Annotated in this window: 16 protein-coding genes; 15 read left to right on the top strand and 1 reads right to left on the bottom strand. The window is 42.2% G+C overall.

Annotated features, from left to right (window positions below):
• Positions 1 to 107: 107 nt before the first annotated feature.
• From DWX61_RS08215 to rsfS, 15 genes are all read left to right on the top strand, one after another.
• Positions 108 to 1058, top strand: coding sequence for a WG repeat-containing protein (locus DWX61_RS08215; RefSeq protein WP_118624712.1), 951 nt, complete (start codon positions 108 to 110; stop codon positions 1056 to 1058).
• Between the two features lie 244 nt (positions 1059 to 1302).
• On the top strand, positions 1303 to 1557 hold the full coding sequence (locus tag DWX61_RS08210) for a hypothetical protein (protein ID WP_118624710.1): 255 nt from the start codon (positions 1303 to 1305) through the stop codon (positions 1555 to 1557).
• A gap of 269 nt (positions 1558 to 1826) precedes the next feature.
• On the top strand, positions 1827 to 2498 hold the full coding sequence (locus tag DWX61_RS08205) for a site-specific integrase (RefSeq protein WP_182433966.1): 672 nt from the start codon (positions 1827 to 1829) through the stop codon (positions 2496 to 2498).
• A 22-nt stretch (positions 2499 to 2520) separates the two neighbouring features.
• On the top strand, positions 2521 to 3861 hold the full coding sequence (locus tag DWX61_RS08200; protein ID WP_182433965.1) for a tyrosine-type recombinase/integrase: 1341 nt from the start codon (positions 2521 to 2523) through the stop codon (positions 3859 to 3861).
• A gap of 348 nt (positions 3862 to 4209) precedes the next feature.
• Positions 4210 to 6081: a TIGR03960 family B12-binding radical SAM protein gene (locus DWX61_RS08195; RefSeq protein ID WP_118624704.1), complete on the top strand. Its 1872-nt coding sequence runs from the start codon at positions 4210 to 4212 to the stop codon at positions 6079 to 6081.
• Entirely contained in the window at positions 6056 to 6772 is a 717-nt protein-coding gene (locus DWX61_RS08190) for a TIGR03936 family radical SAM-associated protein (protein WP_334295811.1), read from the top strand. Before DWX61_RS08195 ends, DWX61_RS08190 begins: the two co-directional genes overlap by 26 nt.
• A complete protein-coding gene (locus tag DWX61_RS08185; protein WP_330575494.1) occupies positions 6765 to 7979 on the top strand; it encodes a ribonuclease E/G in 1215 nt (404 codons plus the stop codon). Before DWX61_RS08190 ends, DWX61_RS08185 begins: the two co-directional genes overlap by 8 nt.
• Before the next feature lie 141 nt (positions 7980 to 8120).
• A complete protein-coding gene (rplU, locus tag DWX61_RS08180; RefSeq protein ID WP_015525170.1) occupies positions 8121 to 8426 on the top strand; it encodes a 50S ribosomal protein L21 in 306 nt (101 codons plus the stop codon).
• Positions 8427 to 8438: 12 nt separating this feature from the next.
• Positions 8439 to 8759, top strand: a complete 321-nt coding sequence (locus tag DWX61_RS08175; protein WP_015525169.1) for a ribosomal-processing cysteine protease Prp — start codon at positions 8439 to 8441, stop codon at positions 8757 to 8759.
• Between the two features lie 5 nt (positions 8760 to 8764).
• Entirely contained in the window at positions 8765 to 9052 is a 288-nt protein-coding gene (rpmA, locus tag DWX61_RS08170) for a 50S ribosomal protein L27 (RefSeq protein ID WP_015525168.1), read from the top strand.
• Positions 9053 to 9116: 64 nt separating this feature from the next.
• Entirely contained in the window at positions 9117 to 10409 is a 1293-nt protein-coding gene (obgE, locus tag DWX61_RS08165; protein WP_118515427.1) for a GTPase ObgE, read from the top strand.
• A gap of 12 nt (positions 10410 to 10421) precedes the next feature.
• The gene (gene yhbY / locus DWX61_RS08160) at positions 10422 to 10712 is read left to right on the top strand and encodes a ribosome assembly RNA-binding protein YhbY (RefSeq protein ID WP_021978046.1); all 291 of its coding nucleotides are present in this window, start codon (positions 10422 to 10424) and stop codon (positions 10710 to 10712) included.
• Positions 10713 to 10728: 16 nt separating this feature from the next.
• Positions 10729 to 11370, top strand: a complete 642-nt coding sequence (gene nadD, locus DWX61_RS08155) for a nicotinate-nucleotide adenylyltransferase (protein WP_118624700.1) — start codon at positions 10729 to 10731, stop codon at positions 11368 to 11370.
• On the top strand, positions 11357 to 11971 hold the full coding sequence (gene yqeK / locus DWX61_RS08150; RefSeq protein WP_015525164.1) for a bis(5'-nucleosyl)-tetraphosphatase (symmetrical) YqeK: 615 nt from the start codon (positions 11357 to 11359) through the stop codon (positions 11969 to 11971). Before nadD ends, yqeK begins: the two co-directional genes overlap by 14 nt.
• Positions 11972 to 11977: 6 nt before the next feature.
• Positions 11978 to 12343: a ribosome silencing factor gene (gene rsfS / locus DWX61_RS08145; protein ID WP_118624698.1), complete on the top strand. Its 366-nt coding sequence runs from the start codon at positions 11978 to 11980 to the stop codon at positions 12341 to 12343.
• A gap of 172 nt (positions 12344 to 12515) precedes the next feature.
• Here the strand turns inward: rsfS and lexA are convergent, their stop codons facing one another.
• The gene (lexA, locus tag DWX61_RS08140) at positions 12516 to 13136 is read right to left on the bottom strand and encodes a transcriptional repressor LexA (RefSeq protein WP_015525162.1); all 621 of its coding nucleotides are present in this window, start codon (positions 13134 to 13136) and stop codon (positions 12516 to 12518) included.
• Positions 13137 to 13314 lie beyond the last annotated feature (178 nt).

Genomic DNA, 13314 nt, shown 5'->3' with positions numbered 1-13314 from the left:
CGTGAAGAACCCCTGACTTCAGTCATGGGTTTCTTCACAGGTACCATTAAGTATGCTGGCATGATTTGTAACTGTAAACCCAGTAAATGTCATAAGGAGAAGAGTATATGATTGAAAAATTATTAAAAGCTATCAGTTTGAATGATGAGGATTACACGGAAGAGACGGAGGATACAGACCACAAGGGTCATTTTTTTACAATACTGATCCTTGCGGTTATATTTATAAGTATTGCTGTGGCCGGATATTTTTATATGAGTAACAGTATGAAATACCAGTATGACGATTCCATGACCGTTTCCCAAAATGGAACCCGCATTGTATTTGATAATGACGGAGCGTATTTAATGAGAGGGAAAAGGGTATTGTCCGATGTTTACAGGGCAATCGAAAAGGATCCATTTTCCGATTATTGCCGTGTTATAGATAATGAAGGGCTGATCGGATTTATCTCAAAGACGGACGGGAAAGTAGTTATTAAACCAAAATATACAGACGCTTCGCCCATGTCAGACCACTCATCCTGTGTCAGTGAAGGAAATGGGTTTTATTTTATTTCTGAAGACAGAAGTTATATGACCGGTACCTATGAAGAAGCCAATCCATTAGAACGTAATGGAACAGTGGCGAGAGTAAAGACATCTGAGGGATGGGCAATTATTGACAAAAATGGCACCGTGCTTATTGACAAGTGTGAATCAATCGGCAGGCTTCCGTTCATCGCATCCACGGGAATGGCAGTACGAAATGGACATGTATTACTGCTTCAATATTCAAATGAATCGGATGAAACTGCTTCCGTGCAGGTTATCAAAGAATTTGAAGAGTTCTCTGAGATCTCAGGAGGGTATCTCGAAGAATTTGTTGTTGTAAAGGGAAAAAATGGATATGGAGCTATCGATTTTAATGGAAACATCATTATGCCGGCAGTATACGAGTCTTTAGATTGGGACAGCTACAAAATTCAGGGTGAAGTCTTTAAAAAAGAGATCATTTTTAAAGGAAAAAAGAAAAATGGAAGATTCGATGTAATGGACTGGAATCCAGAAAAAGCGTAAATCTGTATATACAGACAATTTTTACGGACCTGCTTTCGTGGCGGGCCCTTTTTTATTTTTTCTTATAAAAATTCGCCAGAGAATGCCGGAAATGACATATTAGAAATAAACTGAAAAAAATATGGAGGTATTCCCATGGCATCTAATCTTAACGATGCATCATATTGACACAGAATGTTACTGCGTGATAAAGTTAACTTGTCAATGAAGGGGGCATTCTGTGTTACTTTAAAGGAGGATCACAATGCAAGTATCATTGACAGATTATAATGTATTTGAAAAAAATGGTTCATGGAACCATATTGAAAAAAAATCAATGCAAAGACATACTCAATTGAGTATGACATTAAAACCGGATTTCAGTCAAAAGAGGAAGCATCTGAAAGCTATTTTATTTCAGAGGAGATTTACAGGAAGGCAATTTCCCGTATCAAGAATCTTACCCAGAACTCCTATACTTTTGCAGAATATCTGCAGTACTGGCAGGAACATTACCTGACAGAGTTTACAGACAGCAGCAACCAGCTAAAGTATTTCTGGGTAATTTACAAAATAATTCTGCCCAAAATTCGCAGAGATGTTCTATTAAGTATGCTGACAGACACATTTGTAAATGATTTGCTTTCCGAATGTAAAAAGTACAGCAACAGTTCCGGCGAGATGACTTATAAGGTTCTGCGTGTCATTTTAAAAGAAGCAGAAAAGAGTGGTTTCATATCGCCAAAAGTTCTTCTGGGAATAAAACCTTGTTGTTCAGGCAGAAAAAAAATGGATCTATACACCAAAGAGCAAATAAACTCTTTTGTTCGTACCGCTAAGGTTTATCATACTTGTTATTTTGAAATCCTGCTTGCTTTGGTATGTGGGCTGAGAACGGGTGAAATCTTAGGTCTAAAATATTCCGATTTCCACAAAAAATCCCGAACCCTTACAATACAGCGGCAGTATACCAGGGATTATCATTACGAAAGTAAAGGATCCGACAATGACAAACAGGTAAAAGTTTATCCTTCTGAAAGAACCTTCAAACCGCCGAAAACCTTAAACAGTAACCGGTGTCTCATAGTTCCATCTGTTATTTTTGAGGAATTAAAAATCCGCAGGGAAGAAAATGAACGTATCATTGCAAAGACTGAAAATCGTGACTTCAAGGATTATGTTTGCCTTGGAATGTATGGGCGGATAAAAAGTGGTGCAACACTTAATACAGGAATTAATGCTATCACCAAATCCTGTAATCTGCCTCACATTTCCATGCACACACTAAGACACATGTGTGCAACTGCATTAATTGAGATGGACATTCCTATGGAGAAGATTTCGGAAGTACTCGGACACAAAAATATTAATACAACCTTTGATATTTACTGCGGTATTATGGATGCCCAAGATCAGATCAAGACAATATATCTCATACCATGGATCCTGCCATCGCCCTGACAAACAGTGGAGGTGGAAAATAATGCATGTAAAAGAAATAACAAGTCCGGACGTAAGGGAAACATTCTTTTACGGAAAGATTATTTCATGGAAATTTAATGACAGTATTGTATACTTGAAGTCAAGAAAAAAATACTGTTACAGGGTAACGTTTACCTTTGAATCTGGAGATCAGGCGGATTATCAAAAAGGTGGGTTTGACACAAAAGCAGAAGCTTCCAAGGCAAGGGAAATTGTAATAGCACAGTTATATAACCAGGAATTTTTTCCATATGATTATACAGTAAAAGAGTTTTTTGATTACTGGCTGTATTATTATATGATTGACACAAAAGATATTGCATATAACACATTTATGTCTTACCGAAATATCATCTATAATTACCTGATTAAGGCAATCGGTAATAAATACCTCCGCGATTTAAAAAGTGATGACTTTATCAAGGGACTTGATACCATTAAGTCTCCTGATATGCTGAGAGTTGCTTACGGAGTATTATCTGGTTCGTTTAAGTATGCCCGGATAAACGGTTATGTTTCCAATAACCTCGTGGATTCTGCAATCACTCTTCATAAAGCCCAAAAAAGAGGAACCAGAAGAGAGTATGCCAAAAAGCAGAAAAAAGAATTTCAGAAGAAACTAGCAGACCGTTCAAACGTCTATTCTGTAGAACAGGTATCCATGCTTTTATATACCTGCAAAACAGAAGAACCGCATATCTTTATGGCTATGCTACTTGCTGTTACAACTGGATTGAGAATTTCAGAAACGATTGCTGTCAAGTATCAAAACATTGATTTTATGAACAACAAGCTTTATGTAGAAAGCCAGTTGGGACGCACAATTACAAATGACGGTGTCCCAGGACAAAGCTTATTAACGCAGGAAAAATGTACCAAAACTCATAATAGCGTCAGAGAAGTGCCTTTAGCCGACTTTGTAATTGATGAAATCATTCTTCAACGCAGACATTATAATGAACTAAAAGAGTATCTGGGAGACGATTTCCATGACCTTGGATATCTTATATGCCAGGACAATGGTCTACCATGGAACAGAAGTTTTAAAGACAAACCATATAAAAGAGTTGTAAAAAAATGCGGGTTCCGCTTTATTGAATGGAGAAAACTACGAACAACATATGCTACAATACTTTCCCAGTATCATGTGAGCATGAAAGCAATTTCAACCAGCCTTGGGCATTACAGCTCTGATTTTACAAAAGAGATTTATGTAAAATCGAAAATGAAAATGGTTAATCTTGCTTCTATGATGCAACCGTTTGTGGACGAAGTCATTCCTGAATCTAAAAATGCTCATTCACTGGATATGCCGGATATAGCAGGGTATTATGACATATAATCTTGAATTTACCTGTTGATGTGTTTATAATAGCGAAAGATATATGTCAAATTTTCACCCTACATGGCACTAAGTTTTTAAGGAAGTTATTTTCTGACAGGAATTGTTTTTTCGTGCTGTAGGAAACGAAAAATCCCTTGTAAATACTGGTTTTTCATAAAACATGATGTTTATTGTCAAGTAGTTGCAGAAAACCCATTTTTTGACCAAACGCCCTGAACGGCCTTTTTTCAGAGGGTTTTCAGTAGGTAAAATGACATATTATTTTTAATATGAGTTATATATTGTACAGACTGCTTACTAATTCGACTGGTTTGTACAATGTGCACAACTAAAGAAAGGAAAATTATGAGAAAACTAGCATTAAGTGATGAAATATTGCTAAAAGTAGACAAAGCTGCCCGCTATATCGGCGGTGAAGTCAACTCCGTAATGAAAGATAAAAATGCGGTAGATATCCGTTTCGCAATGTGTTTTCCGGATGTCTACGAGATCGGAATGTCAAACCTGGGCATGATGATCCTCTATAACATGTTCAACCAGCGTGAGGACGTATGGTGTGAGCGGCTCTTTTCCCCATGGCCGGATCTGGATAAGGTGATGAGGGAGAAGAAGATCCCGTTGTTTGCACTGGAATCCCAGGAGCCCATCCGGGATTTTGATTTTCTTGGAATTACGATCGGGTACGAGATGTGCTATACCAATATCCTCCAGGTACTGGATCTCAGTGGTATCCCGCTGAAAAGCGCAGACCGTGGTGAGGATTTCCCTATTGTGATCGGTGGCGGTGCCTGTGCGTATAATCCGGAGCCACTGGCACCTTTTTTTGATATGTTTTATATCGGAGAAGGTGAAACGGTTTATGATGCACTTTTTGATGCGTACAAGGCCAATAAAAAGGCTGGTGGCAGCAGGAAGGATTTTCTCCTGACAGCAGCTAAGATTCCTGGAATTTATGTTCCGTCTCTCTATGAAGTTACCTATAAAGAAGATGGTACGATCGCATCCTTTGCACCGACGGCGGATGGTGTTCCTGAGAAGGTCCAGAAACAGCTGATCATTGATATGGAAAAGGAATACCGGGCTGTGGAGGCGCCGGTTGTTCCTCACATCAAGGCAACACAGGATCGTGTAACTCTTGAGATCCAGAGAGGATGCATTCGAGGCTGTCGTTTCTGCCAGGCAGGTATGATCTACCGTCCGACCCGTGAACGTGATGTGGAGACTTTGAAGGAATCGGCGCGTACCATGCTGAAAAATACAGGACACGAAGAGATTTCCCTCAGTTCCTTAAGCTCCAGTGACTATTCCCAGCTGAAAGAGCTGGTGAATTTCCTGATCGAAGAGTTTCATGGAAAGGCTGTTAATATTTCCTTACCATCTCTCAGGATCGATGCGTTTGCACTGGATGTTATGAGTAAAGTGCAGGATGTAAAGAAAAGCAGCCTGACCTTTGCTCCGGAGGCTGGTTCTCAGCGACTTCGTGACGTTATCAACAAAGGACTGACAGAGGAAGTGATCCTCCATGGTGCAGGCGAAGCGTTCAAGGGCGGCTGGAATCAGGTGAAGCTTTACTTTATGCTCGGTCTTCCCACAGAAACAGAAGACGATATGAAGGGAATTGCTCATCTGGCACAGAAGATCGCAGAGACCTATTATGAAGTGGTTCCGAAAGAACAGCGTAAAGGTAAGGTACAGATCAACGTCAGCACTTCTTTCTTTGTGCCGAAGCCATTTACCCCATTTCAGTGGGCACCAATGTATACAGAGCAGGATTTTGTGGAAAAAGCCAAGGTGGTTAAAAATGAAGTCCGTGCCCAGCTGAATCAGAGAAGTATCCGTTATAACTGGCATGAACCGGATGTAACAGCTCTGGAAGGATTTCTCGCACGTGGGGACAGGCGATGTGCGGACGTGATCCTGAAGGCTTATGAAAAAGGTGCCCTTTACGATGCCTGGACAGAAAATTTTGATTATGATATCTGGAAGGATGCTATGGCTGAATGCGGAGTGGATATGACATTCTACACACTTCGTGAAAGAAGCCTGGATGAGATCCTTCCATGGGATTTCATTGATACCGGTGTCAGCCGCAGATTCCTGGAGCGTGAATGGCAGCGTGCAAAAGAGGGTGTTGTGACAGAAAACTGCCGTCAGAAATGTTCCGCATGTGGAGCTATGAAATTTAAAGGAGGTGTCTGCCTTGAAGGTAAGAATTAAATTCAGCAAAGAGGGTCCTATGAAGTTTGTGGGACATCTGGATACCATGCGTTATTTTCAGAAAGCGCTTCGTCGTGCAGAGCTTCCGGTAGCGTTTTCCGGCGGGTACAGCCCGCATATGATCATGTCTTTTGCAGTTCCCCTTGGAGTAGGGATGGAGAGTCTCGGAGATTATTTTGACCTGGAAATGGCAGAAGATATGCCTACTGCAGAGATCGCAGCCCGTCTGGAGGGACAGATGGCAGAGGGGATGCATATCGTAAGTGTTCGCAAGGTAGAGGATGGGAAAGCGGGTAAAGCGATGGCGTTGGTGGCAGCAGCAGATTATCTTGTGGAGTTCCGTCCGGGCAAAGAGCCTTCTATCGACTGGAAAGGACAAGTGAAGGAATTTCTGGCACAGCCGGAGATCAAAGTGACCAAGCAGACTAAGCGCAGCGAAAAGGAAATCGATCTCCGCCCGAATATCTATAAAATGGAAGTAAGAGAGAATGGGTTCTTCTATATGCTGGCATCTGCAAGCTCTAATTATACGAAGCCGGAGATGGTAACAAACACCTTTTTTCATTGGCTTGGAGAAGAACTTCCGGAATTTGCCTTCACAGTGAAACGTCTGGAAATGTATGCCGATGAAGGAGAAAATGCAAGTCCACGTTTTGTGACTCTGGAATCATTAGGTGAGGAAATTGAGTAAACTGATCATTACAAGAATGGAGATCCATGGTGTGTCCTGTACAGTAGCGGCCCTTTCAGAGGAGGAACGGATCGTCGAGATCCGGCTGGAATCCGATCAGGAAAAATCCATTCTTGGAAATATATACACCGGACAGGTCGAAAATATCGCATCCAATATCCAGGCGGCTTTTGTGCAGATCGAGCCTGGAAAGAGATGCTACTACCCTCTTGCGGAGGCACAGAGAGCTGTTTTTTCCGCAGGAAGAAAAGGCAACGGACCATTGCGGCCTGGAGATGAGCTTCTGGTCCAGGTAAGCAGGGATGCCATGAAGGGGAAACTTCCGGCATTGACCTCCAATCTGAATTTTACGGGAAGATATCTTGTTCTCACTACAGGAGATAAAAAGTTTGGTCTGTCTTCCAAGCTGGCACAGGAAGACCGCCATCGCCTCAGCGGATGGCTGAAAGAAGAAGCAGAGCGTCCGGATAAGGAATTCGGGATCATTGTCCGGACCAATGCCGCAGATGCTTCCAAAGAAGAGATCCTGAAGGAACTGGAGTGGCTGAAGGGCCGCTACCATAAAGCTGTGGTCCAGGGACGGAACCGAACCTGTTTCAGTCTGGTACTGGAGACAGAACCATTTTATGTGGCGGCTGTGAGAGATGCGTATGGTCGTGACCTGGATGAGATCATTACCGATGTACCGGAAATCAGAGAAATGATCTTGGGATATCTGGAAGAGATCAGCCCGGAGCTTAAAGAGAAGCTTCGTTTTTATCAGGACAAACTTCTTCCGCTTTATAAGTTGTATCGCGTGGAAACTGCACTGGATGCGATCCAGAAAGAAAAAGTATGGCTGAACAGCGGCGGATTTCTGGTGATCCAGCAGACGGAAGCCTTTGTATCCATTGATGTAAACAGTGGAAAATATACCGGAAAGAAGAAAATGGAAGAAACCTTCCGCAAGATCAATCTGGAAGCGGCAGCGGAAATCAGTCGGCAGCTGAGGCTTCGTAATCTCTCCGGTATTATCCTGATCGATTTTATCAACATGGAAAATCCGGATCACAGAGAGGAACTCTTTCATGTTTTACAGAAGCTTCTCAGAAAGGATCCGATAAAGAGCAGGGCCATTGATATCACACCATTGCATATCCTGGAAATGACCAGAAAGAAAGTAAGACGTCCGGTGATCGAGGACATTCGGGAGCTTACAAAAAAATAATAAAAATATCAAAAAAACTATTGACATAACAGTATGTCACTGTTATGATAATCGAGTATGCCGCACAAAGAGGTTAAAGAGCTTCAGTTTCAGAACAGAAGCCACCGAATTTGGCGAGTAAATAATTAGGAGGTGCCACAGATGTACGCAATTATTGCAACAGGTGGTAAACAGTACAAGGTTGCCGAGGGTGACGTAATTAAAGTTGAAAAGCTCGGTGTAGAAGCTGGTGAAACCGTAACATTTGACAACGTGATCGCAGTCAGCAATGACGGATTAAAGGTTGGCGAGGATGTAAAAGATGCCAGTGTTACCGCTTCTGTAGTTGAAAACGGTAAGAATCGCAAGGTCATCGTTTACAAATACAAACGCAAAACTGGATATCACAAGAAAAACGGACACAGACAGCAGTACACCAAAGTTAAGATCGAAAAGATTAACGGTTAATCTGGTGTCATCATGATTACAATTAAAGTCAGAAAGAAAAATGGATCTTATGAAGAATTTATTTCGAAGGGACATGCCGGTTATGCAGAAGCTGGACAGGATATTGTTTGTGCTGCGGTATCTGCACTGATCATTACCACGGTGAATTCTCTTGAAAAATTCACAGATGATAAATTTGATGTGCAGGAAAAGGATGGATTTGTTTCCATTCATTTCAGAAATGATCTTTCTGAACGGGGGATGCTCCTTATGGATTCCTTACTTCTCGGTCTGACGGAAATTGCTGGTAGTTATAACAATCGATATTTGACAGTAAAAGTCAAGGAGGTGTAACAACAATGATGAAGATGAACCTTCAGTTATTCGCACATAAAAAAGGAGTTGGTTCTACAAAGAACGGTCGTGATTCCGAGTCTAAGAGATTAGGTGCGAAAAGAGCAGACGGACAGTTTGTAAAAGCCGGAAACATTCTTTACAGACAGCGCGGAACCAAGATTCACCCAGGTGAAAACGTAGGCTGCGGTAAAGACTATACTTTATTTGCACTTACAGACGGAGTCGTAAGATTCACAAGAAAAGGTCGCGATAAGAAACAGGTTTCTATCGTTCCTGTAGACGCAGAGTAATGAAATAGGTAAAAGGCTTCAAATCGATCCGGTTTGGAGCCTTTTTTTGGAATAGAGGTGTAATATGTTTGCAGATAGAGCAAGGATCATTATCCGCTCCGGTAAAGGCGGCGACGGACATGTAAGCTTCCGCCGTGAGCTGTATGTACCCAATGGCGGGCCGGACGGCGGCGATGGTGGCCGTGGCGGTGATGTGATTTTTGAGATCGACGAGGGCCAGAATACTCTCGGAGACTACAGACACAGAAGAAAATATAAAGCTGAGGATGGCCAGGAAGGCGGTAAAAAACGCTGCCATGGTGCAGACGGTAAGGATGTGGTCCTGAAGGTTCCGGAAGGTACGGTGATCATGGATGCGGAATCCGGCAAGGTCATCGCGGATATGTCCGGTGAGAATCGCAGACAGATCGTATTAAAAGGCGGTCGTGGTGGAAAAGGCAATCAGCACTATGCAACAGCTACCATGCAGGTACCGAAATATGCCCAGCCTGGACAGCCGGCTCAGGAACTTGAGGTTCTCCTTGAACTTAAAGTGATCGCGGATGTTGGTCTGGTAGGATTTCCGAATGTTGGTAAATCTACCTTTCTTTCCCGTGTGACAAATGCACAGCCGAAGATCGCCAACTATCATTTTACAACGTTGAGTCCTAATCTTGGAGTTGTAGATACTGATAACGGCGGCTTTGTTATCGCTGATATCCCGGGACTGATCGAGGGTGCATCGGAAGGTGTAGGGCTTGGACATGAATTCCTCCGTCATATTGAGCGTACACGGGTTATCATCCATATTGTAGATGCAGCTTCCGTAGAAGGTCGTGATCCGGTAGAGGATATCCACAAGATCAATAAAGAGCTGGAAGCTTACAATCCGGAAATTGCGGCAAGACCGCAGGTTATCGCAGCCAACAAGATCGACTGTATTTTTGACGATGGAGAAGAAAGCCCCATCGATCGGCTGAAAGCAGAGTTTGAACCGCAGGGTATTTCCGTTTATCCGATTTCAGCTGTTACTGGACAGGGTGTCAGAGAGCTTCTTTTCCATGTGAAAGAGCTTCTGGATAAGAGCCCGATGAAACCGGTAGTGTTTGAACAGGAATTCTTCCCGGAAGATGTTCTTGTAAATGAAAATCTTCCATTTACTGTGGAGCGCAGCGAAGAAGATCCGGAAGTATTCCTTGTGGAAGGTCCTAAGATTGAAAAAATGCTTGGCTATACAAATCTGGATTCCGAGAAGGGCTTTGCTTTCTTCCAGAAATTCCTGAAAGAGGGCGGTATCCTGGAGGAACTGGAGAAAGCCGGTATCCAGGAAGGTGATACGGTTCGTATGTATGGCTTTGATTTTGATTATTATAAATAAAGAGGTATGACAATGACAAGTAAGCAGAGAGCATATTTAAAAGGCCTTGCCATGACAATGGATCCGATCCTTCAGCTTGGCAAGGGTGGTCTTACTCCTGAAAATACCGCTGCTGTTGAGGAAGCTCTTGCAGCAAGAGAGCTGATCAAGATCAGCGTTCTTCAGAACTGTCTGGAGGATCCGCGTGAAATGGCACAGGTTCTTGCAGAGAGAACAAGATCTCAGGTAGTACAGGTGATCGGTAAAAAGATCGTTCTCTACAGAGAAGGTAAAAAGGACAAGAAAAAAATCATTCTTCCCTAATCTCGGGAGGTTATAAATGAGCAAAGCAACAAAGAAAATAGGAATCATGGGTGGTACTTTTGATCCCATTCATATGGGGCATTTGATCCTGGGAGAAAAAGCCTATGAACAGCTTGAACTTGATAAGGTTTTGTTTATGCCCTGCGGAAATCCACCTCATAAACGGAACCGTAAGGGCAGAGCGACTGATGAACAGCGTGCGGAAATGGTCCGTCTTGCCATAGAGGATAATCCTCACTTTGAGCTGTCTCTGATCGAGATGCATGAGGAAGGTTATACGTATACTTACCGGACTCTGGAACAGCTGAATAAAGCGAATCCGGACACAGAGTATTATTTTATCATCGGTGCAGATTCGCTTTTTAATTTTGATACCTGGATGGAACCGGAACGCATTTGTCATGAAGCAGTACTGGTAGTGGCAACCAGAGATCATACTCCATTGAAGGAACTTGATCAGCAGATGCAACTTCTGTCACAGAAGTATAACGGGAATTTTATTCGACTGGATACCATGAATATTGATGTTTCCAGTGAACTGCTCCGTTCCTGGCATGAAAGCGGGCAGAGTCTCCGCTACTATGTTCCCCAGCCTGTGATTTCCTATATCGAGAAAAATGATATCTATAAAGGAAATGATTCAGATGGGAAAATATGATTTTATCAAAATAAAAAAGAAACTTTCCAAATATCTGGATGAGGCCAGATTTGAGCATACAATGGGGGTTATGTACACTTGTGCTGCGCTTGCCATGGTTTATGATTATGATCTGGAGGATGCACAGGCTGCAGGACTTCTTCATGACAGTGCAAAGTGTATTCCTAATAAAAAGAAACTGAAGCTGTGCAGCCAGCATGATATTCCGGTATCAGATTTTGAAAAGGATCATCCGTTTCTTCTTCATGCCAAACTGGGGGCTTATGTGGCCAGCAGTAAATATGATATTAAAGACGAAGAGATCCTGACAGCGATCACTTATCATACAACAGGAAGACCGGGAATGAGCCTTCTTGAGAAGATCGTATATATTTCAGACTATATTGAACCAATGCGTGACAAAGCTCCGAATCTTGCGAAGGTGCGAAAGATTGCTTTTGAAGATCTGGATGAGTGTATGTATGAGATTTTAAAGGATACACTGGAATATCTGGAGGAAAATCCCAAGGAAATCGACAGTACGACCAGGGATGCTTATGTTTATTATAAAGAACTCCATGACAGAAAAATGCAGGATGCAGCCAACAGACAGGAGGATTAAAATTCTATGAGTATCGAAAAAGAGATGGTCCGGATCGCCTGCAAGGCACTGGATGATAAAAAAGCAAAGGATATCAAGATCATTGATATCCATGAGGTTTCCGTGATCGCAGATTATTTTGTGATCGCAAGTGCTTCCAACCAGAATCAGGTACAGGCAATGGTTGACAATGCAGATGAAATGCTTGGCCGTGCCGGATATGAAGCAAAACAGATCGAGGGAACCAGAAACTCCAGCTGGGTCCTCATGGATTACGGTGATATGATCATCCATATCTTTGATGAGGAAAACAGACTTTTCTACGATCTTGAGAGAATCTGGAGAGACGGCAAGATTCTTGATACGGAAGAATTTCTTGGTGAGAATGAGTAAAATTCGTTATATTGGTTTACTGTAAAAATATTATGTAAACTAAAAAGGAAATCAAAAAGCAGAAGTTTTCTGCTGAAAAAGAAAAGAGAGATACCTTTGTGGGGCGGTACAGCCACCTTAAAGATATCTCTCTTTTTAGATCACATTACATTGGGATCAGTTGTTTATGCTTTCATGAAAAGAAACGAAATACACCAAATACTTTGCCGAGAATCTGCAGATTACCGGTAATGATGATCGGTTCCATATTGTCGTTCTCCGGCTGAAGTCGATAATAACCATTTTCTTTGTAGAAGGTCTTAACTGTTGCAGAATCATCGATCAGAGCAACCACCATGTCGCCGTTTTCTGCTGTTGCCTGCTGCTTTACAAGAACCTGATCTCCATCAAAAATACCTGCATTGATCATACTGTCGCCTTTGACAGTCAGCATGAAACTTTGTTCATTGGGCATATATTCAGCCGGGATCGGAAAGTAAGCATCGATATTTTCCACTGCCAGGATCGGCTGTCCGGCAGCAACAGTGCCTACAAGAGGAACATTGACAACCTCGCGGCGGACCAGATTGAAATTATCATCAATGATCTCGATCGCACGGGGCTTGGTGGCATCTCTGCGGATATATCCGTTTTTTTCCAGAGCTTCCAGATGGGAGTGAACGGAAGATGTGGATTTCAGGTTTACTGCTTCACAGATTTCACGGACGGAGGGCGGGAAACCTCTGTTAAGGATCTCGTTTTTCATATAATCCAGTATTTCCTGCTGCTTTTTACTGATTCTGCCATATGTCATGTGTACTTACCTCCCTGGGTTGATTTTATCTGCTGTCGACCATAATATGACAGCATCACGAAATTATATTTTAAATAGTATAACATACTTTTGAAAAAATAGCAAACGGATATTCGGAAAGTATGTTCGCACGTTTTAAAGCTTGTATTCATTTAAATAAAATGTTACAATAAAACGA

This window comes from Ruminococcus sp. AF20-12LB, assembly GCF_003478985.1.
GTDB lineage: Bacteria > Bacillota > Clostridia > Lachnospirales > Lachnospiraceae > Blautia_A.
The sequence above is the reverse complement of the archived record's forward strand: the minus strand, read 5'-3'. Positions and strand labels throughout refer to the sequence as shown.